This window comes from Streptomyces sp. 2114.4 (assembly GCF_900187385.1).
GTDB classification, from domain to species: Bacteria; Actinomycetota; Actinomycetes; order Streptomycetales; family Streptomycetaceae; genus Streptomyces; species Streptomyces mooreae.
Map to the genome: position 1 here is coordinate 1,055,246 of NZ_FYEY01000001.1, position 25,397 is coordinate 1,080,642.

At 72.0% G+C, this 25,397-nt stretch carries 26 protein-coding genes; 14 read left to right on the forward strand and 12 right to left on the reverse strand.

The window, feature by feature from the left end:
- Positions 1-10 precede the first annotated feature (10 nt).
- The 8 genes from CFW40_RS04465 to CFW40_RS04500 all read right to left on the reverse strand — a co-directional run bounded on the left by CFW40_RS04465 (position 11) and on the right by CFW40_RS04500 (position 4,005).
- A complete protein-coding gene (locus CFW40_RS04465; RefSeq protein ID WP_088796559.1) occupies positions 11-418 on the reverse strand; it encodes a gas vesicle protein K in 408 nt (135 codons plus the stop codon).
- Positions 405-656: a gas vesicle protein gene (locus tag CFW40_RS04470; protein WP_088796560.1), complete on the reverse strand. Its 252-nt coding sequence runs from the start codon at positions 654-656 to the stop codon at positions 405-407. The genes CFW40_RS04465 and CFW40_RS04470 overlap by 14 nt, the downstream gene beginning before the upstream one ends.
- Positions 653-1,474, reverse strand: a complete 822-nt coding sequence (locus CFW40_RS04475) for a GvpL/GvpF family gas vesicle protein (protein WP_088796561.1) — start codon at positions 1,472-1,474, stop codon at positions 653-655. Before CFW40_RS04475 ends, CFW40_RS04470 begins: the two co-directional genes overlap by 4 nt.
- Positions 1,471-2,010, reverse strand: coding sequence for a gas vesicle protein (locus CFW40_RS04480; protein WP_371127158.1), 540 nt, complete (start codon positions 2,008-2,010; stop codon positions 1,471-1,473). Before CFW40_RS04480 ends, CFW40_RS04475 begins: the two co-directional genes overlap by 4 nt.
- 84 nt (positions 2,011-2,094) lie before the next feature.
- Positions 2,095-2,349 (reverse strand): gas vesicle protein GvpG, encoded by a 255-nt coding sequence (locus CFW40_RS04485; protein ID WP_088796562.1) that lies wholly within the window; start codon positions 2,347-2,349, stop codon positions 2,095-2,097.
- 9 nt (positions 2,350-2,358) lie between these two features.
- Positions 2,359-3,072, reverse strand: coding sequence for a GvpL/GvpF family gas vesicle protein (locus CFW40_RS04490; RefSeq protein WP_088796563.1), 714 nt, complete (start codon positions 3,070-3,072; stop codon positions 2,359-2,361).
- Between the two features lie 3 nt (positions 3,073-3,075).
- A complete protein-coding gene (locus tag CFW40_RS04495) occupies positions 3,076-3,525 on the reverse strand; it encodes a gas vesicle structural protein GvpA (RefSeq protein ID WP_088796564.1) in 450 nt (149 codons plus the stop codon).
- Positions 3,526-3,612: 87 nt separating this feature from the next.
- Positions 3,613-4,005 carry a gas vesicle protein gene (locus tag CFW40_RS04500; RefSeq protein WP_088796565.1) on the reverse strand — a complete coding sequence of 131 codons (393 nt, stop codon included), beginning with the start codon at positions 4,003-4,005 and terminating at the stop codon, positions 3,613-3,615.
- 280 nt (positions 4,006-4,285) lie between these two features.
- Between CFW40_RS04500 and CFW40_RS04505 the strand changes: the two genes are divergently transcribed.
- Complete coding sequence (locus CFW40_RS04505; RefSeq protein WP_088796566.1) at positions 4,286-6,454, forward strand: SpoIIE family protein phosphatase; 2,169 nt, start codon at positions 4,286-4,288, stop codon at positions 6,452-6,454.
- A 55-nt stretch (positions 6,455-6,509) separates the two neighbouring features.
- On the opposite strand, the gene CFW40_RS04510 is transcribed toward CFW40_RS04505, so the two are convergent.
- On the reverse strand, positions 6,510-7,637 hold the full coding sequence (locus CFW40_RS04510; protein WP_088796567.1) for a PP2C family protein-serine/threonine phosphatase: 1,128 nt from the start codon (positions 7,635-7,637) through the stop codon (positions 6,510-6,512).
- 329 nt (positions 7,638-7,966) lie between these two features.
- On the opposite strand from CFW40_RS04510, the gene CFW40_RS04515 reads away from it, so the two are divergent.
- The 5 genes from CFW40_RS04515 to CFW40_RS04535 all read left to right on the forward strand — a co-directional run bounded on the left by CFW40_RS04515 (position 7,967) and on the right by CFW40_RS04535 (position 13,817).
- Complete coding sequence (locus CFW40_RS04515) at positions 7,967-9,475, forward strand: glutamate synthase subunit beta (protein WP_088796568.1); 1,509 nt, start codon at positions 7,967-7,969, stop codon at positions 9,473-9,475.
- A 400-nt stretch (positions 9,476-9,875) separates the two neighbouring features.
- Positions 9,876-10,868 carry a dihydroxyacetone kinase subunit DhaK gene (dhaK, locus tag CFW40_RS04520; RefSeq protein WP_088796569.1) on the forward strand — a complete coding sequence of 331 codons (993 nt, stop codon included), beginning with the start codon at positions 9,876-9,878 and terminating at the stop codon, positions 10,866-10,868.
- Positions 10,869-11,039: 171 nt separating this feature from the next.
- The gene (dhaL, locus tag CFW40_RS04525; RefSeq protein WP_088801905.1) at positions 11,040-11,636 is read left to right on the forward strand and encodes a dihydroxyacetone kinase subunit DhaL; all 597 of its coding nucleotides are present in this window, start codon (positions 11,040-11,042) and stop codon (positions 11,634-11,636) included.
- On the forward strand, positions 11,633-12,073 hold the full coding sequence (locus CFW40_RS04530; RefSeq protein ID WP_088796570.1) for a PTS-dependent dihydroxyacetone kinase phosphotransferase subunit DhaM: 441 nt from the start codon (positions 11,633-11,635) through the stop codon (positions 12,071-12,073). The genes dhaL and CFW40_RS04530 overlap by 4 nt, the downstream gene beginning before the upstream one ends.
- Positions 12,074-12,374: 301 nt before the next feature.
- Positions 12,375-13,817, forward strand: a complete 1,443-nt coding sequence (locus CFW40_RS04535) for a cellulase family glycosylhydrolase (protein WP_088796571.1) — start codon at positions 12,375-12,377, stop codon at positions 13,815-13,817.
- 114 nt (positions 13,818-13,931) lie between these two features.
- Here CFW40_RS04535 and CFW40_RS04540 read toward each other — a convergent pair whose 3' ends face one another.
- Positions 13,932-14,750 carry an SAM-dependent methyltransferase gene (locus CFW40_RS04540; RefSeq protein WP_088796572.1) on the reverse strand — a complete coding sequence of 273 codons (819 nt, stop codon included), beginning with the start codon at positions 14,748-14,750 and terminating at the stop codon, positions 13,932-13,934.
- A 379-nt stretch (positions 14,751-15,129) separates the two neighbouring features.
- Here CFW40_RS04540 and CFW40_RS04545 point away from each other — a divergent pair, with 379 nt between their 5' ends.
- Both CFW40_RS04545 and CFW40_RS04550 read left to right on the forward strand, forming a co-directional pair.
- Positions 15,130-15,774: an RNA polymerase sigma factor gene (locus CFW40_RS04545; protein WP_088796573.1), complete on the forward strand. Its 645-nt coding sequence runs from the start codon at positions 15,130-15,132 to the stop codon at positions 15,772-15,774.
- 2 nt (positions 15,775-15,776) lie between these two features.
- Entirely contained in the window at positions 15,777-16,529 is a 753-nt protein-coding gene (locus tag CFW40_RS04550; protein ID WP_088796574.1) for a hypothetical protein, read from the forward strand.
- 51 nt (positions 16,530-16,580) lie between these two features.
- On the opposite strand, the gene CFW40_RS04555 is transcribed toward CFW40_RS04550, so the two are convergent.
- Positions 16,581-17,003: an STAS domain-containing protein gene (locus CFW40_RS04555; RefSeq protein WP_256331602.1), complete on the reverse strand. Its 423-nt coding sequence runs from the start codon at positions 17,001-17,003 to the stop codon at positions 16,581-16,583.
- A 321-nt stretch (positions 17,004-17,324) separates the two neighbouring features.
- Between CFW40_RS04555 and CFW40_RS04560 the strand changes: the two genes are divergently transcribed.
- The 6 genes from CFW40_RS04560 to CFW40_RS04585 all read left to right on the forward strand — a co-directional run bounded on the left by CFW40_RS04560 (position 17,325) and on the right by CFW40_RS04585 (position 24,177).
- Complete coding sequence (locus tag CFW40_RS04560; protein ID WP_088796576.1) at positions 17,325-18,086, forward strand: DeoR/GlpR family DNA-binding transcription regulator; 762 nt, start codon at positions 17,325-17,327, stop codon at positions 18,084-18,086.
- A 254-nt stretch (positions 18,087-18,340) separates the two neighbouring features.
- Positions 18,341-19,720, forward strand: coding sequence for a sugar ABC transporter substrate-binding protein (locus CFW40_RS04565; RefSeq protein WP_088796577.1), 1,380 nt, complete (start codon positions 18,341-18,343; stop codon positions 19,718-19,720).
- Positions 19,701-20,684: a carbohydrate ABC transporter permease gene (locus CFW40_RS04570; protein ID WP_088796578.1), complete on the forward strand. Its 984-nt coding sequence runs from the start codon at positions 19,701-19,703 to the stop codon at positions 20,682-20,684. Before CFW40_RS04565 ends, CFW40_RS04570 begins: the two co-directional genes overlap by 20 nt.
- On the forward strand, positions 20,681-21,568 hold the full coding sequence (locus CFW40_RS04575) for a carbohydrate ABC transporter permease (protein WP_088796579.1): 888 nt from the start codon (positions 20,681-20,683) through the stop codon (positions 21,566-21,568). Before CFW40_RS04570 ends, CFW40_RS04575 begins: the two co-directional genes overlap by 4 nt.
- Positions 21,565-22,557 (forward strand): zinc-dependent alcohol dehydrogenase family protein, encoded by a 993-nt coding sequence (locus CFW40_RS04580; protein ID WP_088796580.1) that lies wholly within the window; start codon positions 21,565-21,567, stop codon positions 22,555-22,557. Before CFW40_RS04575 ends, CFW40_RS04580 begins: the two co-directional genes overlap by 4 nt.
- A gap of 144 nt (positions 22,558-22,701) precedes the next feature.
- Complete coding sequence (locus CFW40_RS04585; RefSeq protein WP_088796581.1) at positions 22,702-24,177, forward strand: membrane-associated oxidoreductase; 1,476 nt, start codon at positions 22,702-22,704, stop codon at positions 24,175-24,177.
- A 53-nt stretch (positions 24,178-24,230) separates the two neighbouring features.
- Here CFW40_RS04585 and CFW40_RS04590 read toward each other — a convergent pair whose 3' ends face one another.
- Positions 24,231-25,244, reverse strand: a complete 1,014-nt coding sequence (locus tag CFW40_RS04590; RefSeq protein ID WP_088796582.1) for a winged helix-turn-helix domain-containing protein — start codon at positions 25,242-25,244, stop codon at positions 24,231-24,233.
- Positions 25,245-25,397: the final 153 nt, after the last annotated feature.

The window sequence follows — 25,397 nt, forward strand, 5'->3', positions numbered from 1 at the left end:
TCCTTCGAGGTCATTCAGCGGGTGGCAGCAGGGTCCCGAGCGGACCGAGATCCAAATTCAGGTCCTGCATCGAAAGGTCGTACTGCGCGCAGAGTTCCACCATCCGGTCGTGGAGGATCATCAGCGTCGCTCCCAGGCGTTCCTCCTGTTCCTCAGTGAGGTCTCCGGCATCGACCCGTTGCAGGGCCTGGCGTTCCATGAGCTGGCGCAGCAGCTCGACCAGGGTGAGGACGAGCTTGATCAGATCCCGCTCGACCGTGTCGGGGTCGGCGCTGACCCGGTGTGCCGGCCTTCGTGGTCCCGGCCCGGCCGGGGGCCGGACGTCCTGTGGTGTCGGGGGCAGCAGCTGGAAGGCGCGGGCGGCCGCATCGGCGACATCGTCGAAGCGGCTGCCGGGGCGGCGGTCACCGGCTGTCATCGTCGTCCCGTACCAGGGGCGCGGTGGAGCGCCACGGGGAGGGGTTCTGTTCGCTGATGGAGACGATCAGGGCGCGCAGCGAGACGCGTACGAGGTCGATATCGGCGATGGACAGGACGATGTCTCCGGTGAGGACCACGCCTCCGCTGAGCAGCCGGTCCAGCAGGTCGATCAGGGCGATCTGCCGGTCCGGCAGGGGCTCGTCCGCCCTGGCCGGCGGCCCGCCCGCCGGCCTCACGGGGCGGCTCGCTTCAGCGGTTCGGCTTCGGGGGGCGTGGCGAAGGAGTACGGGGCCCAGGGCCCGGTGACCTCGACGCGCACCCCGGAGCTTCCCTCCGCCGCCCGGGTGACCTCGGCCCGGAAGCTCTCGCCGTGCTCCAGCGGGACGAGGTAGGCGTCGTTGATGACGTTCTCCCCCGGGCCGCGGGCGAGTTCGCCCTGCTGCACCCGGTGCTGGACCCGGTCCACCGCATGGCCGCGGGCCGCGTCCTCGACGCGCCGGGCGACCTCTTCGGCGTCCCGGTAGGCGTCCTCTCGGGCGTGCCGCTGCGCCTTGCGGTGGCTGAGGTAGGCCCGTCCGGGGCTCAGGTCCGCGTCCGCGGGCGGCCCTGCGGGCCGGCCGGTGGCCGCGGGCGCCTCGACATAGATCTTGACGCCCCACTCCGTGTGCGCGGCCAGGTCGGCCAGCCGCTCGGCGAACGCCTCCTGACGGGTGTCGAGCATCTGCCGCACCCGCGCGTCGTCGAGGTACACCGTCGCCAGACGGAGCGGCAGGACGGTGGTGCGGGCGGCCAGCGCCTCGATCACCCGGTGGTGGGCGCGGGCCACCGACTCCAGCCAGTCCAGGTCCTCCAGATGCGCGCGCAGTGCGGACTCCTCGAAGTCCCGCTCGGGTACGGCGCCCACGGCGACCACCACCTCGCCGTGGTCTCCCGCGCGCACCAGGTGCACCGGCCCGTCCGCGACTCCCGGCAGTCCGGTCAGGGCGTCCTCCAGCGAGCCGTCGGGGTCCTGCGCGACGGCGTAGGCGTAGGTGACGGTCGTCTCGGTCGTCATGACTCGTCCCGCCGCTTGCTACGGGGCGCGGCCCGTTTGGTGCGCGACGTGCGCGTGGGCCGAGCGGGGCGGCGGGGGGCGGCCGGGCGGTCTGTCTCCTCGTACTCCTCCGCCTCGTCGGCCTCCTCATCGGCCTCCCCGGCTTCGTCCCCGGCGTCCTCCTCGGCTTCCTCGTACTCCTCTGCCGGGGACAGCTCGGCGCCCTCGCGCAGGGCCGCGATCTCGGCGCGCAGCCGCTTGTTCTCCTCCGCGAGCGAGTGGTGGCCGTCGGCGGCGCGTGAGGAGAGTGAGGGGTCGTGCTCCCACCAGTCGATGCCCATCTCCTTCGCCTTGTCCACCGAGGCGATCAGCAGGCGCAGCTTGATGGTGAGCAGTTCGATGTCCAGCAGATTGATCTGGATGTCGCCCGCGATGACGATGCCCTTGTCCAGGACCCGCTCCAGGATGTCGGCGAGATTGGCCGAGGAGCCCTGGCCGCTGTACGGGCCGGCCCTGGACGGGTAGTCACCCATCCTCCGGGCGACGGGTTCGTTCACGGCCACTGCACCTCGATTCCCTCATGTCCCGGCGTGGCGACGGGTGCGCCATCCCGCGTCCCGCCGCCGCGCCGGCCGCCGTGGTCAGGTGGTGTCGGTGCCCTGGGCATGGGCCCTGATCTCCTCCAGCCGGTCCAGGAGTTCGTCCTCGCGCCGGTCGAAGGCCTCCTCGGAGATCTCTCCCGCCAGCAGCGCCCGTTCCAGCTCGGCGAGTTCCTTCTCGATGGGTTCGGGGTCGTAGTACTCGTTCTCCGCGGCCTCCAGAGCGCGTTCCATGACCCATGCCACGCCGCGCACCGGCGCCAGCGGAAAGGTGGCGATCTGGCTCAACAGGCCCATGAGGCCTCCCTAGACGAAGCTGTAGGCGGGAAGCGGGCCGAGCAGCCGGAGGTCGAAGTCCTCCCCCAGCTCCTTGGCGAGCTCCTGCTCAGCGGCGAGGAAACTCTTCTCGTTGTCCCGTTCCACGAGGAAGGACACGCTCAGGAAATCGTTCCCGGCCGGCGGGGACCCGCTTTCCTCCCGGGCGAACCCGCGCAGCGCATCGAGGACTTGGCCGGCCAGCCGGTCCTGCCGTGCCTGCACCTCCTTGGAGACCAATTCGCCGAGGGCGAGTGGCAGGTCCGGGCTTCCGGTGCCGCTTCTGATCTCCTCGTTGAGCGCACGGGCTTCATCGGACTCCCGCAGGATCTGGCGCAGCATCGCCTCCTCCTCCTGGGCGGCCTTCAGGTGGTATTCGGCGCAGCCCTCCAGCGCCTCCAACCGCTCGGTGAATTCGTCCACACGCTCCTCCAGCACGTCCCGCACGGCGTCGTCGTCGGTGGTCGTGAAGCCGAACTGCAAGGGCAGGACCGTGCCGTCGGCCATCAGCCGCTCCTGGACGGCCTGGTGGGCGGCGAGGTCGCGGCGTTTGGGACGCAGCTCCTCGGGCGCGTCGCTGACCACCGCGGAGAGCTGTTCGGTCTGCACCGTGCGCAGGGTGGACGGCGGTTTTCCCACCCCGTCCAGGCCCTCGAGCTGTTGTGGGTGGGTGGTCGCGACAATGGAGTACACGTAGACGGACATCGCTCATTCCTTTCGGCGCCGGGCCGGCCGGCGAGCCGGGCGCTCGCGCCGCTCGGCGGGCTCCTTTTGCCTCTCTTCGCGCTCCTCGTCCCCGCCGCCCTTGAGGGCGTCGGTCACCGCTTCCGCGGCCCCGGACAGCGCGCCCTTGGCCTTGCCGTGCGAACCGCCCTCGGTGACCTCGCCGACGATGTCGGTCAGCTGGGAGGGGGCCTTGCGTCCCTCCTCCAGGTCGAGGCGGTTGCAGGCCTCGGCGAAGCGCAGGTAGGTGTCGACGCTCGCCACGACGATGCGGGCATCGATCTTGAGGATTTCGATACCCACCAGCGACACACGCACGAAGACGTCGATGACCAGCCCGCGGTCCAGGATCAGATCGAGGATGTCGTAGAGATTTCCGGAACCCCCTCCGCCGCCGGTGGCGACGGGTCCTCCGCCTTGCGGCACCACAGTCACGGTGCCTCCTTTCACCGGCCTACCCCGTCTGGTGCGGAGTGGCCGTGTCATTTGCCTGGCGATTGCTCTGCCACGGCAACCGGGGCCTCAACGCCGGTCGATCTGGCCTCGGGTGTAGCGGCGGGTGCGTTCGTACGCCACCAGCTCGCCCTCCTTGTCCAGCACCACCCGGTAGGTCGCCATCACGCTGGTGGTCGCGGGGACACGTTCCAGCTCCAGGACTTCCACGTCCGCCTGCCAGCCGTCCTCCGTCGGCTTCACCGAGGAGACGGCCTCCGGAGCCCGGCCCAGCAGCTCTTCCAGCTGCTCGGCCGCGTACCGCATCGCACGTGGCGCGGAAACGCGGCGGGCCGTGCGCTCCGTTTCGCTCTCGCGGCTGCCGGCCCGAACGCTGCTGGTTTTCCTGGCGGTCTTCCTGGCGGTCTTCTTACCGGACGGACGCCGGGTTTCTCCGGCCTCGTCCTCTTCATCTGCGGCCATGTTCCCTCTCCGGAATCGGAGGCGACATGCTGCCCGCGTCACTGCTACGCGACGCTATTACATGATATACGGGCTCAGCTCACCGCATCTTGGGCTGGTCAGGGCATTACCGGGAGGTATCGGACTATCGGTCACGAGTGCCGCGGCCCGCCCGGCGGCGTAACGTCGGGACTGTCCCGTAAGAGACGCCATGACCAAGACGTCCTGACGGTCTCGGCACGGGGAGGACCGGCGCGCCGGAGTGAGCCTCGATGGCACGACAGCTGTGTGCGGGTGTGCGATGACCGGCGGCGCCGGAGCCGACCCGGTGGGGCGGGCGCTGCTGTGCGCGCTGCGGGAGACCGGAGCGTCGGCCGGCGCGCTGTATGTGCTGGCGGACGACGAGCCGGTGCTGCGGCTGACCGTCATGAGCGGGCTCCCGGCGACTTTCCTGGTGCCCTGGAGCCGGGTGGCGCTGGCAGCGCCGATCCCGGTCGCCGTCGCCTCGCGCGAACAGCGCCTGGTGTGGGCCGGCGGCCGGCGGCAGCTGTCCCGTGACTTCCCCCGTACCGCGGTGGCCGTGCCCTATGAGTTCTCGCTGGCGGCCGCGCCGGTCGGCACCACCACCGGCCCCCGGGGCGCGCTGCTGTTGCTGTGGCCCGCCGGCCACGCACCGCGGCTCGCGGCGGACGAGCGCACGGCGATGGAGGCCTCGTGCCGGCACCTGGCGGCGCTGCTGCGGCAACACCCCCGGCCCGAAGACCCCGATCCCCGGCCCGAACACCCCGCTCCCCGGCCCGAACACTCCGCTCCCCCGTCGGATGGGCCGCGGGTGCTGACCATCCCGCCGGCGCGGCACGTGAGTCCGCACGAGGCGCTGGCGGCGGCCGACTGCCTGGAGCGGCTGCCCGGTGGCTGCTGCGCCCTCGACCTGGAAGGACGCATCACCCTGGTGACGACCGGCGCGGCGAGCCTGCTCGGTGAGCGGGACACCCGGCTGCTCGGCGCCCGCCCCTGGGAGATCCTGCCGTGGCTGCGCGACCCGGCCTTCGAGGACCGCTACCGCGCCGCGGTGATCAGCCGTCGGCCGATGTCGTTCACCGCCTGCCGGCCACCGGATCAGTGGCTGACCTTCCGGCTGTTCCCGGACGGCAGGGGCCTGAGCGTGTGGATCAGCCCCTCGGACAAGGATTACCGCCCGGTGGAGCCGTATCCCACACCGGCCGACGTCATGCCCGCACGGGCCGGCCAGATCTACCACGTGCTGCATCTTGCGGCCGCCCTCACCGAGGCCGTGGGGGTCCAGGACGTCGTGGATCTCGTCGCCGACCAGATCGTGCCGGCGTTCGGAGCCCAAGGGATGATCATGTACTCCGCCGAGGCGGGCCGGCTGCGGACCATCGGCCATCGCGGCTACTCCGCCGAGGCCGTCGCCACCTTCGAGGGCGTCGCCCTCGGCGCCGCCGTCAGCCCCGCCGTCCACGCCCTCGCCACCGGGGAACCCAGCTTCTACACCACCCGCGAGGAGATGGAACGCGAATACCCGGGGCTGCCGCAGCTGACCGGCAAGGCGGCCCGGGCGGTGCTGCCGCTGATCGTGTCCGGCCGCCCGGTGGGCTGCTGCATCCTCTCGTACACCCGGCCCCGTACGTTCAGCCAGGACGAGCGCCAGGTCCTCACCTCACTCGCGGGCCTGATCGCCCAGGCCCTCGACCGTGCCCGCCTGTACGACACCAAGCAGCAACTGGCGCACGATCTGCAGGCCGCCCTGCTGCCGCACGGCCTGCCCCGCGTACCGGGCTTCGCCGTCGCCGCCCGCTACCTGCCGGCGACCCGCGGTATGGACATCGGCGGCGACTTCTACGATCTGATCCGCCTCGACGACGACAGCATCGCTGCCGTCATCGGCGATGTACAGGGCCACAACGCGGCCGCCGCCGCCTTCATGGGGCAGGCCCGCACCGCCGTCCGCGCCTATGCGACCGCCGGGGCCTCCCCCGCCGAGGTGCTGGCGCGGACGAACCGGCTGCTGGCCGACCTGGACCCGGATCTGTTCACCAGCTGCCTGTACGTCCACATCGACCTGCGGACACGGCGGGCGTGCCTGGCCGGCGCCGGCCATCCACCGCCCCTGCTCCGCCACCCCGACCGGCACACCACGGTGCTGCACGTCCCTCCGGGGCTGCTCCTGGGCATCGAGCCCGGCGCCCGGTACACCGCCACGGAGATCACCCTGCCGCCGCAGTCCGTGCTGGCCCTGTACACCGACGGCCTGGTCGAAACGCCGGGAACGGATCCGGAGCACTCCGTCGCCGACCTCGCCCGGCGCCTCAACGACGCGCCACCGGTGGGTCCGGAACGTCTCGCCGACACCCTCCTGGAGTACCGGCAGGACGATACGGACCGGCAGGACGACGTGGCCCTGATGCTGCTCGCCGCCTTGCCGGCCGGGCCGGTCACACCCGTCTGACCCGCCGGGTGCACCCGCCTGCCCCGGGGGAACCCACCCATGACATGGCGTCAGTTCAACCGTGTGCAGGGGGCATTGCCGACGAGGACGGCAAGGACGCGCCACGCCGGGTAACGGCCAGGATGGCCATGTCGTCCTGGTGATGCCCCCCGGTCCAGCGGCCGACGTCCCTGGTCAGGGCCGCCACCAGCGCCTCCGGTTCGGTGAACCGCCTGCCCATGCGGCGCGAGGAAACCGGATCGTAGAAGGTGCCCGCCGCGTCCCGGGCCTCGGTGACCCCGTCGGTGACCAGCAGCAACGAGGCACCCAGAGGCAGCCGCACCACGTCGACGGGAGCGGAGCCGGCCGGCGCGGTGTCCCCCAGGCCCATGCCGAGGGGCAGCTGCGGGAGCGTCGGGTCGAGCCGTACGAGCTGCCCGCCGTGGACCAGGTACGGCGGCGGGTGTCCCCGGTTGACCAGGCTCAGCACCCCGCCGTCGTCGGACACCTCGGCCAGCACGGCGGTGGTGAACCCTTCGGTGGAGGTCACCGGGCCGCTCCTGGCCGCGGCCCTGGCCATGGCCTCGTCCAGCCGCTGGACGAGTGTGGCCAGGGTGGGGGCGTACTCGGCCTCCTGGCGGAAGGCCCCGATGGCGACGGACACGGCGGCGACGGCCTCCATCCCTTTGCCCCGCACGTCCCCGATGATCATTCGTACCCCGAACGGCGTCTCCTGCACCGCGTACAGATCACCGCCGATCCGCGCCTCGGCCTGCGCCGCGGTGTACCCGGCAGCCACCGCCAGCGGCCCGACCTCCCTGGGCGGATCGGGGAGCACCGCCCGCTGGACCGCCTCCGCGACATCCCTGGCCAGCGCGAGGTCGCGCCCCTGGCGCAGCAGGAGCCGGTTGACCGCGAGCGCCAGCACACCGATCAGGCCGACCACGGCCAGATCGACATACCGTGGCGTCGCCGGACGCCCGCGCTCGAGATCCAGCCCCACCGAGACCACACACACCACACCCACGACGACGAACGCGGAACGGAAGGAGAGCATGGCGCCCGCGACCAGCGGCGCGGCCGCCAGCAGCGGGAGCCCCGTGTACGGCTCGGGCGCGAAGAGATCCAGCAGGATGCCGGCCAGGAGGGCCACTGCCACGAGCGTCCACGACCTCCTCGCCGGCGTGGGCTGCAAGCTCTTCACCGTGCCCCTCTCGCTGCCGGGCCGCGCGCGCCGCGGAACATACGGGGGACCTCCTGACGGGTTCACGCGGTCGGGACCTCCCGATGGATTCACATATACGCCCTGTGGGACGGATGCGCCCGCTGCTGCACCAGGGGTACCGGGCGGGAGCCGGGCTGTCCCTTGCCGGGGCGCGGCCCTTGCCCTGACGCGCCCCTTACTCTGACGCGGTCCCCTCGCCAGGACGCGGCCTCTCACCGCGGGCCGCCGACCACTGAAACCGGGACAAAGCAGGCGTAGGCTGACCTGAACCCCCGTAGTGCACCGCGAGTGAGCGAGGGAGGCGGGGCATGACCGATCCTCGCGGTTTCCTCAAGTTCCCCCGCCGGCCCGTCCCGCCGCGCCCCGTCGAGGAACGGCTGAACGACTGGGACGAGGTCTACGCCGGGCAGGCACTGCTCCCGCTGGTGTCCGAGCAGGCGGACCGCTGCATGGACTGCGGCATACCGTTCTGCCACAGCGGCTGCCCGCTGGGGAACCTCATCCCCGAGTGGAACGCGTACGCCGCGCGGGGCGACTGGCGGGCCGCGGCCGAGCGGCTGCACGCGACGAACAACTTCCCCGAGTTCACCGGCCGGCTGTGCCCCGCGCCGTGCGAGGCCGCCTGTGTGCTGGCCCTCAACGCCGATCCGGTGACGATCAAAAACGTCGAGGAGGCCATCGCCGACCAGATCTGGGAGCGCGGCTATGCGGCGCCGCATCCGCCGGAGCGGCTGAGCGGGAAGTCCGTCGCCGTCATCGGCTCCGGCCCCGCGGGGCTGGCGGCGGCACAACAGCTCACCCGCATCGGCCATACCGTCGTGGTCTACGAGCGCGCCGACCGCGTCGGCGGACTGCTGCGCTACGGCATCCCCGCGTTCAAGATGGCCAAGCGGCATCTGGACCGCCGCATCGAGCAGATGCGGGCGGAGGGCACCAAGTTCCGCGCGGGCGTGGACGTCGGCAGCGATCTCGACGCCACCGAGCTCCGCAGGCGCCATGACGCGGTGGTCATCGCCGTCGGCGCCACCGAGCAGCGGGAGCTGCCCGTGCCCGGCCGCGAGCTGCACGGGATCCACCAGGCCATGGACTACCTGCCCCTCGCCAACCGGGTCGTGGAGGGCGACTACGCCATGCCGCCGGTCACCGCCGAGGGCAAGCATGTGGTGATCGTCGGAGGCGGTGACACCGGCTCGGACTGCCTGGGCACCGCCCTGCGCCAGGGCGCGGCCTCCGTCGTACAGCTGGACATCAACCCGGAGCCGGGCGATACCCGGCCGGACCGCGAGCCCTGGCCCGTCTATCCGAAGGTCTACCGGATCTCCCACGCCCATGAAGAGGCCAGGGGCCGGGAAGGCACGGATCCGAGGGTCTTCTCCTCCGCCGCCCTGCGCTTCGAAGGGACAACGGCCGGCCAGGTGTGCGCACTGTGCCTGACGGAGGTGGAGCCCACGGCCCGAAAGCCGCGGCCGGAGACCGAGCGGGTGATCCCGGCGGAGCTGGTGCTGCTCGCCCTGGGCTTCTCCGGCCCCGAGCGCGACAGCGGTCTGATCCGGCAGCTGGGGCTCACGCTGGACGAACGGGGGAACTTCGCCCGGGACGACGACTTCGCGGCCGAGGCGGCGGGGCCTGCCGGGCGGACCGCCCCCACCGGTCCGGACGGGGTCTTCGTCGCGGGCGACGCGGGGCGCGGCCAGTCCCTGGTGGTGTGGGCCATCGCCGAGGGACGGGCCACCGCGGCGGCCGCGGACCGGTATCTGACCGGCTCCACCGCACTTCCCGCCCCGATCGGCCCTCGCGACCGGCCCCTGGTGGCGTAACGCCAGGGGAACCCTCGCCGCTCCCCCGCCCGCGGGGCTTGACGAGAGGCCCGGTGTGCGGATCGATGGTTTTACCCGGCACCGGAGCAGGGAAGCAGCGCAGGCATCACGCCACACCGATCACAACGACACCAGCACGCAACAGTGCCACCAGCGGCCACCTCGCCCGATACTTGCACCACCGAGTCCCGGCACGTCGGAGGCCGAAGCGAACATGACCGACGGCCCGTCAGCAGGGGGTGAGGTCCGCCGGGCCCAGCCCGTGCCCTGCGGGCCCCGCCACCCCTTCACCCCTGTCGGAAAACGCCGGAGCATGTCAAGATCAGCACAGCTCGACACCCCACCTGACCTGGAAGAACGTCACTCAAAGCTCGCCTGCTCAAGTCACCGGGAGGTACCCATGAAGATGCTGATCAACGTCGCCGAGACCGTGGTCGCCGATGCGCTGCGCGGGATGGCCGCGGCGCACCCCGAATTGGTGGTGGATGCCGAGAACCGGGTGATCGTACGGCGGGACGCGCCGGTGGAGGGGAAGGTGGCACTGCTGTCCGGGGGCGGCAGCGGGCACGAGCCCCTGCACGGGGGGTTCGTCGGGCCCGGGATGCTGGACGCCGCCTGTCCGGGCGAGGTCTTCACCTCGCCGGTGCCCGATCAGATGGTGCGGGCCGCCGCGGCCGTGGACAGCGGCAACGGTGTGCTGTTCATCGTCAAGAACTACACCGGGGACGTACTCAACTTCCAGATGGCGGCGGAGCTGGCGGAGGACGAAGGGGTGCAGGTGGCCAGCGTGCTCGTCAACGACGATGTCGCGGTGACCGACTCGACGTTCACCGCGGGGCGGCGCGGCACCGGGGCGACGCTCTTCGTGGAGAAGATCGCCGGTGCCGCGGCGGACGAGGGCATGCCGCTGGAGCGGGTGGAGGCGCTGGCCCGGCAGGTCGTGGCGTCGTCGCGCAGCTTCGGTGTGGCGCTGAGCGCCTGTACGACCCCGGCCAAGGGCACCCCGACGTTCGATCTCCCGGAGGGCGAGCTGGAGTTGGGGGTCGGGATCCATGGCGAGCCGGGGCGGGAGCGCCGCGCGATGATGACCTCGCGCGAGATCGCGGACTTCACCGTGGACGCGATCCTGGAGGATCTGGATCCGAGGCTGCCGGTGCTGGTGCTGGTCAACGGCATGGGGGCGACCCCGCTGCTGGAACTGTACGGATTCAACGCCGAGGTCCGCCGGGTGCTCGACGAGCGGGGCGTGGCGGTGGCCCGCACGCTCGTGGGGAACTATGTGACCTCGCTGGACATGGCCGGCTGCTCGGTGACGCTGTGCCAGGTGGACGGGGAGCTCCTGCGGCTGTGGGACGCACCGGTGCAGACGCCCGCCCTTCGCTGGGGGCGGTGACACCGCCGCCGCACCCGCTTTGCAGGGGGCTGCGACGGGACGGCATCCGTCTCCGTATCTCTTCCGTCCGTACGGGTCCGCAGGTCCGAATCCGCTGCCTGTGGCCGTACGACTTCCGCTTTCTTCACTCCGTGCCCGAACAACCAAGGAGAGTAGTCCGTGTCCGAAACGGTGCTGGATGCCGCGTTCTTCGTACGCTGGATGACGGCGGCCGCCGCCGTCATCGACCGGGAGGCCGACCGGCTCACCGAGCTGGACTCACCCATCGGTGACGCCGACCACGGAAGGAATATGCAGCGCGGCTTCACGGCCGTGGTCAAGACCTTGGAGGCGGAGCCGCCCGCGACGCCCGGCGCGGTGCTGACCACCGCCGGACGGCAACTGATCTCCAGTGTGGGCGGGGCATCCGGGCCGCTGTACGGGACGCTGCTGCGGCGCGCCGGCAAGGCGCTGGGCGAGGCGGCGCGCGTGTCGGCCGAGGAGTTGCGGTCGGGGCTGGCCGCCGGGGTGGACGCGGTGGGGCAGCTCGGCGGCTCGGCGCCGGGGGACAAGACGATGCTCGACGCTCTGGTGCCGGGGGTCACCGCCCTGTCGGCCTCCTTCGACGCGGCCGCGGAGGCGGCCGAGCAGGGCGCGCTGGCCACCGTACCGATGCAGGCCAGGAAGGGCAGGGCGAGCTACCTCGGGGAACGCAGCATCGGGCATCAGGACCCGGGGGCGACCTCCTCGTCGCTGCTGTTCGCGGCGCTTGCGGAGGTGGCGAAGTGAGCGCGCAGACGGCAGGCGGTACGGCCGGCGGTGAGGGCGCTCCGGTCGGGGTGGTGCTGGTGTCGCACAGCGGGCCGGTCGCGGATTCCGTGGCGACGCTGGCCCTCGGACTGGCCGGCGACGGGGTCACGGTGCCGGTGGCCGGCGCGGGCGGTACACCGGACGGCGGGCTGGGGACGAGTGCGGAGCTGATCACCAAGGCGGCACGCACGGTGGACCGCGGAGCGGGCGTGGCGATCCTGGTCGACCTGGGCAGCGCCGTACTGACCGTCAAGGCCCTGATCGCCGAGGGCGACGAACTCCCCGAGGGCGCCCGGCTGGTGGACGCGCCATTGGTCGAGGGCGCGGTGGCCGCCGTGGTCGCCGCGTCGGCCGGGGCGGACCTGGACGCGGTCGCGGCAGCGGCCGGGGAGGCGTACGGATACCGCAAGGAATGAAGCGCCGGGTGCGTTGCTCCCGGAAATGGGTAACAGGCGGTCTCCGTCCCGGTGGCGCTTGAACGGGTGAGGGCCTCCTGAGATCGGCGGGGACTGCGATATTCCCCCCGTTCTCAGGAGGCCCCGTTTCACGCTCGACGCGTGCGTCTCCTGCCGGTCGTGCCGGGAGGCGCGGAGGCCAGGGAGCCCCGCCCAACTCCCGCCAACCCCCGTCAACTTCTGTGAAGTTGCCCCATCCGCCAGTACCATCCGGTCGGCCAGTAGCACGCCCCCAGCAGCCCTCCTCGAAAGGGGCTCCTGCATGCGCTTGACCTCCCGCGTCGCGCCCGCCGCCCTCGCCGTGGCCGCTCTCCTGCTCGGCGTCCTCCCCGCGCAGGCCCAGGCCCGCCCCGACCGCGCCCCCGACCGCGCCTCTGACCGGGTCACTGACCGGGTCACGGTCGGTGACCGCACCTTCATCGCCGACGGCCAAGGCCGCGCGCTCCAGTGGCGCGGCTTCAACCTCGCCGACAAGAGCAGCCGAGGCACCCACGCGTTCGCCGACATCCACGAGAGCGACCTCAAGGACATGGCCGGCCGGGGCTTCAACCTCGCGCGCCTCGCGTTCTTCTGGGACGACCTCGAACCCACCCCCGGACATTACGACCGCGGCTACCTCACCAAGATGCGCCGCATCCTCGACTGGGCCGACCGCTACCACATCAAGGTCGTCCTCGACGCCCACCAGGACGTGTACGGCCCCCGCTTCGGCTCCCGCGGCGTCCCCGACTGGGCCACCCGCGACGAGGGGTTACCGTTCTGGCCGATACCCGGCGACTGGTTCTCCGAGTACTTCGAGCCGTCCGTACAGACCGCCTTTGACCACCTGTACAAGGACGCCGACTTCCGCGCCGCGCACGCTCGCATGTGGATGACGGTCGCCGCCACCCTGGGCAGGCACCCGGCGCTGCTCGGCTACGACCTGATGAATGAGCCGTTCGCGAAGTTCCTCGAAGGCGAAGACCTCCCCGCCGCCGCGGCCCGCTTCGAGGCCACCGAGCTCACCGAGCTGTGGAACCGCCTTGCCCGCGCGATCCGCCTGGTCGACCACAGGTCGTGGGTGTTCGTCGAACCCACCGTCATCGTCGGTGTCGGCGTCCCCACCCGGATGGGCCGCATCGACGACCCGCACGCCGGCTACGCGCCGCACTTCTACGAGACCGCGATGGAAACCGGCGCCGACTACGACCCCGACGGCACCTTCATCCCCGCCTACGAGGCCGCGATCAGCGACTACCCGGCCCGTCACCGCATGCCGGTGATCGTGGGGGAATGGGGCGGCAACCCCTACGTTCCGCACGCACGCCAGTTCGTCACCGACATGACGGCCGCCCTGGACCGCTTCTCCAGTGGCTGGACGTGGTGGCAGTGGTGCCGGGGCGGCGGCTACTGCTTCCTCGACCAGGCGGGCGCCGTGAAGCCTCACGCCCAGCTGCTCGTCCAGCCGTACGCGCAGGCCGTCGCGGGCGACCCGCTCACGTTCGCGTACACCCCGGCCACCCGCACCTACACGCTCACCTTCCGCACCCGCGACAACGCGGCGGGGCCCACCCGGATCACCGTGCCCAGGGACACGTACCCGGGCGGCTACCGCGTCGAGGTCCAAGGCGCCAGAGCCAGTTGGGGCGACCACGGCCAGACCGTCACCGTGCGCACCCACGGCAGGGCCAAAGCCACCTGCCGGGTCACGATCAGCCCGAGGTAGCCCCCTCGTGGTCCTCGCCCTGCGGGTATCACGCTTGCATCGCGGCCATGCGCGCCGTGGGGCGCGGCCACCGTCCGGGCCGTGCACGTCGCCGGGCCGCCCGCTCCCGCGGGTTCAGGGTTTGCGGGCGACGCCCGCGTAGCAGGCGGCCTCCGCGTCGGTGACATGGGTGGCGTCCTCGGGGCGGTCGGGGCGCCACTGGTGGGAGAGGGTGACGCCCGGTTCCAGCAGCTCCCAGCCGTCGAAGAAGCGCAGGAAGGCGGCGCGGGAGCGGAACTGGAGCCGGGTGCCCGCGGCACCGTAGATCTTGATGATCTTGCCCATCGCCCCGGGGTCGAAGTCCGCCGTGGCATGGCTCATGGCGAGGGTACTGCCGGACGGAAGCGCCGCCTTCAGGGTCTCGACGATGGCGTGGGCGTGGTCCCGGTCGTCGTCCGGGACGAAGTGCATCAGGGCGTTCAGGCTGAGCGCGACCGGACGGTTCAGGTCGAGGGTGTCGAGGAGCTGGGGCGCCTTGAGGATGCCGGCCGTGTCGGTGACATCGGCCTGGACGTAGGCGGTGCGTCCCTCGGGGGTGCTGAGCAGGAGGGCCGCCGCATGCGCGAGGACGATCGGGTCGTTGTCGGTGTAGACGACCCGGGCGTCGGCGGCGACGCCCTGGGCGACCTCGTGGAGGTTCGGCGGGGTGGGGATGCCGGTGCCGATGTCGAGGAACTGCCGCATGCCGGATTCGGCGAGGACGCGGGTGGCGCGATGCATGAACTCACGGTTGATGCGGGCGGCGACCAGCGCGGCGGGGAAGGCGCTCAGCACCTCCCCGGCGGCCATCCGGTCGGCCAGGAAGTTGGTCTTGCCGCCCAGGAAGTAGTCATAGATCCGGGACGAATGGGCCCGGTCCAGCTGAAGATCCACCGCGGACCCGTGCTCGCTCATCGTTCGCTGCCTCCCCAGTACGGCACCTGCCCCGGCACGCCTCCTCGGCGTGCGGTGACACCCCCTTGCACGCCGCGCACTCCGGGCGGCGCATCAACCGCCGCCGTGCGCCCGGCTGTTGGAGCACTGCCCCGAACGTGCCGGATCATGCCGGGGCACACCCGGCGGCTTCCTGACGGGCGGCCCGGCCGGCCCGCCGGTGTCACATGCCGGCGTCACGCGTAGTCATATGAATACGCAGCGGCAGATTTTTGCCCGGGCGATGCCACAAACGGCCGCCCTTTCCGGTTCATTGGAGGGTGAGGGCCAACCACCCTCCCGCGGCCGGCGGCGCTTGGGCGCCCGGCTCGGTGCACGGCGAAACGGAACGAGGCTGACCGTGAGCGCAGACCGGGACCGACTGCGACCGGCGTGCGCTCCCGCGCCTGTCCATACGGCGGAGTTAGCTCCGCTCCCCCGTGGTTCGCTCCCGGACGTCGCGCCGGACCCGTTCGACCACCAGCTCTCGATCACCTTCGAGGCCTTCCTGGCCACGCATGCACGTAAATGGCTGACGTACGCCTATCTGCACACCGGGAGCGAGGCCGCGGCCCGTGAGGTGACCCGGGCGGCGTACGGCCGGCTCGGCCGGCTGTGGCCGCATGCGCTGCGGCAGGCCTCGGTGGAGGCGTACGCCTGGTCGGTGCTCAAGGAACGGGTGGTGGAGTGGCTGTACGACCACCAGCAGCCCACCGCCCTCACCGAGACCGCCGCGTTCGCCGTCGTCACCCACGCCCTGCTGCGCGAGTGCCAGCAGCAGTTCGCCATGCTGGAGAGCCAGTTGGGGCTGTACGCGGCGATCGCCAGACTGCCGGAGCGGCAGTGCGACGTGATCGTGCTCCGGCACGTCATCGGCTACAGCGACGCCCAGATCGGCGCCCTGCTCGGCGTCGACGAAGTCACCGTCCGCTCCTACGCAAGCCGCGGCAAGCGCAAGCTCGCCGCCGCGCTCGGTATCGACCAGGGATATTCCAGGGGGAACTGACCATGTCGCACATCTGCCCCGCGGGCCGCCGGGAAACCGTCGAGACACTGCTCAGCGCCGCCGCGGCGGTATCCGGTTTCGATGGTCCGGCACGACCGGTTGACCTCGATGACGCGGGGGTGCCCGGCGGTCTCGGCGCCTGTCTGCGAACGGCGGCAGCGACGCCGGACGGGTCGCCGGCGGCCGAGCGGCCGGTCCGGGCCGGCCAGGGCGCGCCCAGCACCTACGCCAGCGCCCGTGACGAGGCCACCCATGAGCTCCAGCTGGCCTGTGCGCTGGTGGTCAATGCGGCGGCGGCCGCGGCGAGCCTGGAGCGGCTGGTCAACGACCACCACATCGACCCCGAGGGCGCCCTGGTCTTCGCCTGTCTGCTGCACATCACCGGCCGCCAGGACGCGGCCCATTTCTGGTGGCACTTCGGCGCCGGCGCCGGCAGCCGCACCGCCGCCTACTGCCTGTACCTCTCCCACCGCCGCAACGGTGAGTACCGCGACGCCGCCTACTGGCGCGAACAGGCCGCGCACGCGCCGGACGAGGAGCGCCGGTCGGCGGCCGCGTTCGACGAGAAGCAGCTGCTGCCGGACGCGGCGCGCCACAACCTTCTCGTCCAGTGGCACAGCGGGCTCGCCCCGACCCTGCCGAGCGCCCTGGAGAATGTGATCAACCGGCTCGTGGTGGACAGCGACGACGAGGATTTCGGTGAGATCCCCCGCCCCTCCCCCACGCTCGTCCAGGACCTCGGCCGGGCTCAGTAGCGACGCCAGGTCGCCGGGGAGCGACGTCACGCCACCGGTCAGCCGCCGGCCTCACGCGTCGGCCGGTCCCTCCTTCGGTTCCTGCGCCACCGGCGGCCACTCCGGGCGGCTGGCATCGGGGACCGTGGCCAGCGCATGGCCGACGGTGGGGAAGCACGAGAAGACGCTGAGGGACTGGGTGCCGACCAGCAGCCGCAGCATCCGCACCCCGAGCGAGGCCAGCAGCAGCCTGCCCTCCAGGCGCCGGCACAGCCATTCCAGGGCGAGCAGGCAGCTCAGCCCGCGGGAGTCGCAGAAGCGCAGTGCGGTCAGATCGAGCACCAGGAAGCGGTGCCCGGCCGACACCACCGACCGTGCCTCGGCGAGGAACGCCTGCTCGGTGCGGAGGTCGAGGTCTCCGCTGACGCGCAGGACCGCGCACTCCTCCGCCTGCACGACCGCAGTGACCGCCAACGACCGCATCTCCGAGCTCATGCCGTCCAGACTAAGCGCCATGGTCCGCGGCACCACTGCTGCGGCCCTCCGGCGCACAACGGGCGGCCCCGCGCTCCCCGGCTCCCTGGGCCCGAACGGACCCCCTGCCAGGGCGTTACGGGCACCCGTTCGTGCAGGTGACCAAGGTGACAGCGCCCGCAGGCGGACAGAAACGGTCAAGTTTTCCGCCGCCACGGGCAGCCTTTTGCGCCTCCCCGGTTGCTATAAACCTGATGCGGGTGGAAACGGGCAGTCCCGTGACCGAACGGAAACGGAAACCGTCAGATCCGGAAGCAGTCAGAATTCGGGCAGGAGTGAGCCATGAGGGCCGAGGAACGCCAGCACCGCATCCTCGCGCTCGCCCGGCAGTCCGGCCGGGTCGAGGTCGCCGATGCCGCGGCGGAGTTCGGAGTCGCCCGCGAGACCGTACGGCGCGATCTGAGCGAGCTGGAGCGCCGGGGCCTGATCCGGCGGACGCACGGTGCGGCCTATCCGGTCGAGAGCGCCGGCTTCGAGACCACACTGGCCCGGCGGGAGACCCAGCAGGTGGAGGAGAAACGCCGGATCGCGGCGGCCGCCGCCGCGCTGGTGGGCGAGGCCGAGACGGTCTTCGTCGACGAGGGCTACACCCCCGAGCTGGTCGCCACGCTGCTGCCCACCGACCGTCCGCTGACCGTGATCACCGCGTCGCTGCGCACCGCCTCGCTGGTCGCGGCGTCCGAGTCGACCACCGTTCTGCTGGCCGGCGGGCGGGTGCGCTCCGGGACCCAGGCGACGGTCGGATCCTGGGCCCGGGACATGCTCGCCCGGTTCGTGATCGACCTGGCGTTCCTGGGGGCGAACGGCATCTCCCGGGAGCACGGTCTGACCACTCCGGACCCGGCGGTCGCGGAGGTGAAGGAGCAGGCCGTCCGCTCCTCCCGGCGGCGGGTGCTGGTCGGGGTGCACAGCAAGTTCGGCGCCAGCAGCTTCTGCCGGTTCGCCGAGGTGCGTGACTTCGACGCGATCGTCACCGACGTGGGGCTGTCCGCGCCGGAGGCACATCGCTATTCGCTCCTGGGGCCGCAGGTGCTCCGGGTCTGACCGGGACGGGGCTCCGCACGTCCGGTCCCCGCAGCCCGGCACCACCACATCCCCCACAGCTGACCGCCGACGGCCGCCCCGGCCGACGGACGGCTCCCCGGCGTACCCGCAGGACGGCGTCGTACGCCCCGAAGCCGCCGCGGGTGCGGCTCTCGCCGGGCCTCCCCGTCCGCCGCGTCACCGCCCCTCGTCCCTGTCCCCTCCCCGTCCCCTCCCCTCCCCACCTCCCCCGTCCCCCCAGAAAGGCACGAGCCGTGAGAGCACGATCCCCCGGACCAGGCCGCGGCGGCCGCTCCCCAGTGCTGACCGCCCTCGCCGTCGCCCTGGCGGTGTCCGCCACCGGCTGCTACCGCGGCGCCGGTGACGCGGGCAACGACAGCCGCCACACCATCAACGTCCTGATGGTCAACAACCCGCAGATGGTGGATCTGCAGCGGCTCACCGCCGAGCACTTCACCAAGGAGACCGGCATCAAGGTCCACTTCACCGTGCTGCCGGAGGACGACCTGCGCGACAAGATGAGCCAGGACTTCTCCAGCCAGGCCGGGCAGTACGACGTGGCCAGCGTCAGCAACTACGAGACGCCCATCTACGCCCGCAACGGCTGGCTCGCCCCGCTCGGTGAACGGGCCGCCAAGGACCGCACCTTCGACCAGGGCGACATCCTGAAGCCGGTCCGCTCCTCCCTCACCGCAGCGGACGGCAAGGTCTACGCGGAACCGTTCTACGGCGAGTCGTCCTTCCTGATGTACCGCAAGGACCTCCTCAAGGCCGCCGGGCTGAAAATGCCCGCCCGGCCCACCTGGCACCAGGTCGCCGCGCTCGCCGCCAGGCTGGACGGCTCCCGCAAGGGACTGAAGGGCATCTGTCTGCGCGGCCAGCCCGGCTGGGGCCAGCTGGCGGCCCCGCTGACCACCGTCGTCAACACCTTCGGCGGCACCTGGTTCGCCAAGGACTGGCAGCAGCGGGTCGACAGCCCCGAGTTCACCAAGGCCACCCGGTTCTACGTCGATCTGGTGCGCCGGCACGGCCAGGCGGGCGCCCCGCAGGCCGGCTACACCGAGTGCCTCAACGACATGCAGCAGGGCAAGGTCGCCATGTGGTACGACGCGACGGCCGGCGCCGGGTCGCTGGAGAGCGGCGATTCCAAGGTCGCGGGCAAGGTCGGCTACGCACCGGCGCCGGTGGAGCGGACCCGTGAGGCGGGCTGGCTCTTCACCTGGGCCTGGGGCGTGCAGAAGGCCAGTACGCACCAGGACGCGGCCTGGCGGTTCATCCGCTGGGCCTCGGGCAAGGGCTACGAGCGGCTGGTGGGCCGCGAACTGGGCTGGTCGAGGGTGCCCGGCGGCAAGCGGGCCTCCCTCTACCGCAACCCCGCATACGCCAAGGCGGCCGGGGCGTTCGCCGGCCCGACCGAGCGGGCGATCAGCTCGGCCCGGCCCGGCGACCCCGGGGTACAGCCGCGGCCGGCCCCCGGCATCCAGTTCGTCGGCATCCCCGAGTTCGCCGACCTGGGGACCAAGGTCTCGACCGAGATCAGTGCGGCCATCGCCGGCAAGCAGAGCGTGCCGGAGGCCCTGAAGAAGAGCCGGCGGCCGGCGCAGGAGGTGTCCGATGCCTACACGCACCACTGAGCCGGCCCCCGCGGCCGACGCGGCCGTCGCGCTCCGCGCCGGCGGTACGGACACCCGCGCCCGCCGCACCGAGCGGGCGAAGAACTGGGCCCGCCGCGCACCCCTCCTCCCCGCGTTGGTCTTCCTCGTCGTCGTCACCCAACTCCCGTTCCTGGCCACGGTGGTGATCTCCTTCACCCGCTGGAACGCACTGGCCCCCGACAACCGCGGCTTCGCCGCCCTCGACAACTACCGCGCCGTGTTCACCGACCCGGCGATGCGGGCCTCGGTGGGCACGACGGTGCTGCTGACCGTGACCGTGGTGCTGGTCAGCCTGCTGCTCGGGCTCGGTCTGGCGCTGCTGCTCGACCGTGGTTTCCGTGGGCGCGGCATCGTCCGCACCCTGCTGATCACGCCGTTCCTCGTCGTGCCGGTCGCCTCCGCGCTGCTGTGGAAGCATGCGCTGTACAACGCCTCGTACGGGCTGCTCAACGGCTCGCTGACCTGGATATGGCGGCTGTTCGGCAGCGAGCATCCGCCGCAGCCGGACTGGATGACCGACTCGCCGCTGGCCGCGGTGGAGGCGTCGCTGATCTGGCAGTGGACGCCGTTCATGATGCTGATCCTGCTGGCCGGGCTGCAGAGCCGGGCGTCGGACGCCGTCGAGGCGGCCCGGATGGACGGTGCCTCGGCCTGGGACATCTTCCGCTACCTGACCCTGCCGCATCTGCGCCGCTACCTCGAACTGGCCGCGCTGCTGGGCACGGTGTACGTGGTGCAGAACTTCGACGCGGTCTTCACCATCACGTCCGGCGGCCTGGGCACCGCCAACCTGCCGTACACCATCTACCAGACCGTCTACCAGTCCCACGACTACGGACGGGCGTCCGCCCAGGGCGTGGTGGTGGTGCTGTGTTCGCTGCTGGTGGCGACCTTCGCCCTGCGCACCGTGTCGTCCCTGCTGCGCGAGGAGGTCACGTCATGACCACTCTGTCCACCCCGCCCCCGGCCCGTGGCCGCGCCGGGTCCCCCGCCGCGCGGCGCCGGCGGCGCACCGGCAGCCTGCTGGGCCTGGCGGCCTGGCTGTGCGGTATCGCCTTCTTCCTGCCCGTCGCCTGGATGGTGCTGACGTCCTTCCACAGCGAGACGGACGCGGCGACCAACCCGCCGAGCGTCGGCGCCGGGATCAGCCTGCACGGCTACCGCGAGTTCTTCGGGGCGACGGGGGGCGGCGTCAGCCCCTGGCCCCCGCTGGTCAACTCGCTGACCGCCTCCGTCGTCTCCACCCTGCTGGTGCTGCTGCTGGCGGTGCCCGCCGCCTACGCGCTGGCCATCAAACCGGTGCGCAAGTGGAGCGATGTTCTCTTCTTCTTCCTCTCCACGAAGATGCTGCCGGTGGTGGCCGGGCTGCTGCCGGTCTACCTCGTCGCGCAGAACACCGGGACGCTCGACAGCATCTGGCTGCTGGTCATCCTCTACACCTCGATGAACCTGCCGATCGCGGTGTGGATGATGCGCTCGTTCCTCGCCGAGGTCCCGGTGGAGATGCTGGAGGCCGCCTCGATCGACGGGGCGGGGCTGGCCACCACCCTGACCCGGATCGTCGCACCGGTCGCGATGCCGGGGATCGCGGCAACGGCCCTGATCTCCTTCATCTTCAGCTGGAACGAGCTGTTGTTCGCCCGGGTCCTGACCGGCGTCGTGGCCGGTACCGCGCCGGTGTTCCTGACCGGACTCGTGACCAGCCAGGGCCTGTTCCTGGCCAAGGTGTGCGCCGCCGCCACCGTCATCTCCCTCCCGGTGCTCATCGCCGGGTTCGCCGCCCAGGACAAACTGGTCCAGGGCCTGTCGCTTGGAGCCGTGAAATGAAAGCCGCAGTGATCAGCGCCCCCGGCACGGTCGAGGTCACCACCGTCGCGGACCCCGCGCCCGGCCCCCGCGAGGTCGTGGTGTCCGTCGCCGCCTGCGGGCTGTGCGGTACCGATCTGCACATCCTCCAGGGGGAGTTCGCGCCCACGCTGCCCGTCGTGCCGGGCCATGAGTTCGCGGGTACGGTCGTGGCGGCCGGCAGCGCGGTCACCGAACTCGCCGAGGGCGACCGGGTGGCCGTCGACCCCTCCCTCTACTGCCACGAGTGCCACTACTGCCGCATCGGCCGCAACAACCTCTGTGAGCGATGGGCGGCCATCGGGGTGACCACGGCGGGCGGCGCCGCCGAGTTCGCCGTCGCCCCGGTCGCGAACTGCGTCAAGCTGCCCGACCACGTCCGTACCGAAGACGCGGCCCTGATCGAGCCGCTGTCCTGCGCCGTACGCGGCTACGACATCCTGCGCTCGGCACAACTGGGCACCAGCGTCCTCATCTACGGCTCGGGCACGATGGGCCTGATGATGCTGGAACTCGCCAAGCGCACCGGCGCGGCCGGGGTCGATGTCGTCGACATCAACCCCGCGCGGCTGGCCACCGCCCGCACGCTGGGCTGCAGCAACGCGGCGGGTTCCGCCGACGAGCTGGACCGCCCGCGTGGCTGGGACGTGGTCATCGACGCCACCGGCAACGAACACGCCATCCAGGACGCCCTGGGACGGGTCGGCAAGGGCGGCACCTTCCTCCAGTTCGGCGTCGCCGACTACGCGGCGCGCGCCACCATCGAGCCCTACCGCATCTACAACCAGGAGATCACCATCACCGGCTCGATGGCCGTGCTGCACAGCTATGAACGCGCCGCGGAGCTCTTCGCGGCCGGTGCCCTGGACCCGGACGTCTTCATCAGCGACCGCCTCCCGCTGGACCAGTACGCCGAGGCGCTGGCCCGCTTCCGGGCCGGCGAGGGGAGGAAGATCCAGGTACGGCCGTGAGCGGAGCCCGGGGCGGTCCATGGGGGCCGCCCCGAGGGCGGGGGGGCGGGCGCCAACTCGGAGACGGACGCGGGAACATGCCGCGGTCCTGGCCTCACGGCACTTGGTTGACAGTTCCCGCACCCGCGCGACAGCATCCGGCCGGTGGAGATCACCAGGCTCACCCCAGCGGAACGCCGTGTCTGGCAGGCGTTCCCCCTCGGCGAGAGCGTCGACTTCCGGGAGCACGCCGACGAAGACCCGGCCGACGGCGCCACCTGGGGCCCCGAGCGGACCGTACGCGCCGCCGTGCTCCGGCTGTTGCTGTTCAACGGGCCGTCACGGGACGGTGAGATAGCCGGGCTGAAACTATGGGGCGCCCGCATCACCGGGGAGCTGAACCTCAAGTACGGCAGGGTGGAGCACCCGGTACGACTGCGCTCCTGCCATTTCGACGAGACCCCGGACCTGTACGGGGCGAGGCTGCGCGTCCTGGCGCTGAACGACTCGGTCCTGCCGGGTCTCACGGCCGGACACCTTCACGTCGACGGAGTGCTGCGCCTCACCTGTTGCCGTATCAAGGGGCCCGTGCGGCTGGCCGGGGCGCAGACATCCGGTGCGGTCTTCGCCAACGGGGCCCACATCGGCGATCCGGCCGCCACGGAGCCGCCGGAAGAACCCGTTCTCCAGCTGAACCACGCCGACATCGGCACCGACCTCTGGGCCCCCGGCCTGGTCGCCCACGGCCGCATCCGGCTGAACGGCGCCACCGTCGGCGGACAGGTCACGCTCGACGACGCACAACTCAACGCCCCCGGCGATCACGCGCTGGAGGCCCAGACCCTCAGCGTCGGCACCGACGTGCACGCGATGCGGCTGCGGGCCCACGGACGGGTCGACCTGCGCGGTGCCCGGATCGGCGGCCAGCTCAACCTCGCCTATGCCGCCCTCGGCAACCCGGGTGGGGTGGCGTTACGCGTCAGCAGCTGTGTCGTGGGCGAGATGTGGCTGCGTGAGGCGAAGCCCGTGGTGGGCACGGTCAATCTGCGCCGCGCCCAGTTCGACGTCCTGTACGTCCCGCCGGAGGTCTGGCCGGACGAGGTCAAGCTCGACCGGCTCACCTACGGCTCGCTGCTCCCGCATCTTCCCGCCGAGGAACGGCTGCCGGTGCTGGAGCGCGAGCGCGCAGGTTATGTGTCGTACTCGTACGAGCAGCTCGCGGGCGCCTACCGTGCGGCCGGGGACGAAGCCGCAGCCCGCACCGTCCAGCTGGCCAAACTCCGCCGCCACCGCCGCACCCTGCCCTGGTACGCCAAGGTCTGGGGTCACCTTCAGGACGCCACAGTCGGCTACGGCTTCCGTCCGATGCGCGCCGCCGGCTGGCTGCTGGCCCTGTTGCTCATCGGCGCCCTCGCCTTCGCCCTGCACCCGCCACGCCCGCTGAAGAGCGACGAGGCCCCCGACTTCAACCCCTTCTTCTACACCCTCGATCTGCTGATGCCGATCATCGGCTTCGGACAGGAGGGCGCCTTCGCGCCGCGGGGTGCGTACCAGTGGCTCTCGTATCTGCTGGTCGTCACGGGCTGGACGCTGGCCACGACGATCGCGACGGGCATCACCCGCTCCCTGGCCCGCCAGTAGGAGGGCATCCCCACGTAGGATGCCCGCGCCGAGTGCGACGAGCACCGGCTCTCTCAGGGGGGCAGGCGGACGGGAGCCAGCTCACCGTGCAGCAGCGCCGTGCCGAGCGGGGTGAGCGCGTGGATGACCGAGCCTCCGTCGCGCCGGGTGTGGGCCAGGTTCGCCTCGCGCAGTGCGCTCACGTGCTCGCTGGCCGAGGGGGCGGAGACCCGTAGGCGGCGGGCCAGTTCACCGGTGGTGGCCGGGGCGTCCAGGGCGGCGAGGATGCGGGCCCTGGTCCGGCCGAGGAGGGCGGACAGCGCCTGAGGCCGGCAGGTGCGGGTGGTGGCCGGCGCCCAGTCCGTGGCGTGCTGAACGGGATAGACCAGCACCGGCGGGAGGCCGGGATCAGCGAGCGCGATGGGTCTGCGCCAGCAGAAGTGGGAGGGGATCAGCCGCAGTCCGCGGCCGCCCAGGCGCAGATCGCGGTCCCGGGGGTAGTCGACATGCAGGACCGGCGGCTCCCAGCGGATCGCGGGCCGGAAGGTGCCCAGCATGCCGTCGACGCCGTCGCGGCAGAGTATGCGGGTGCGGCCGCCCCGGTCGCAGTCGACGGTGGCGGCGGCGCCCGTCCAGTCGGGGGCGATCACCGCGCGGTACACCTCCCCGAACGCGGCGGCCAGCTCGTCGAGCGGCTGCCGGTCTCCGCCGGCCAGCGCGGCGGTCCAGCGTGGGAGCCGGGCCGGCAGCCCCGCCCGCGCGCACTCCGCGGTCAGCCGCACCCGGGGGGTGTCCCGCAGCGCCTCCAGCCCCGCGGCCAGCCCGTCGCGGGCGGCGTCGGGGGTGAGGAAGTCCGGGAAGTAGCGGGCGTCGGCCGGGGCCAGCGTGCTGATCAGCCGCGCGGCGCGGGTCAGGCCCCGCTCGTCCAGCTCGCGGCGCGCACGGGCCCGCCAGGCCCCGAACACCGGCACCCCGCGTCCCGGCGGCACCAGCTGGTGCAGGGCGAGAACCGTTTCCCACAGTGGATCGGGTTCGGCGGCGATCTGTACCCGCGCGATGTCCCGGTCGTCGAAGTGCAGACGCAACATGCGGCCCCCGCGGCATGCTCACGACCCCGTTGCCAGGGCCCCCGTCCGGGGCCTGTGGTACGGCCCCGCCGCAAGCCTGCCCGGCGGCAACGGCGGGTGTCCAGGGCGGGTGGTGGCCCGTGGGGCGCGCGGGTGGTGGAGACCGGGAGCGCG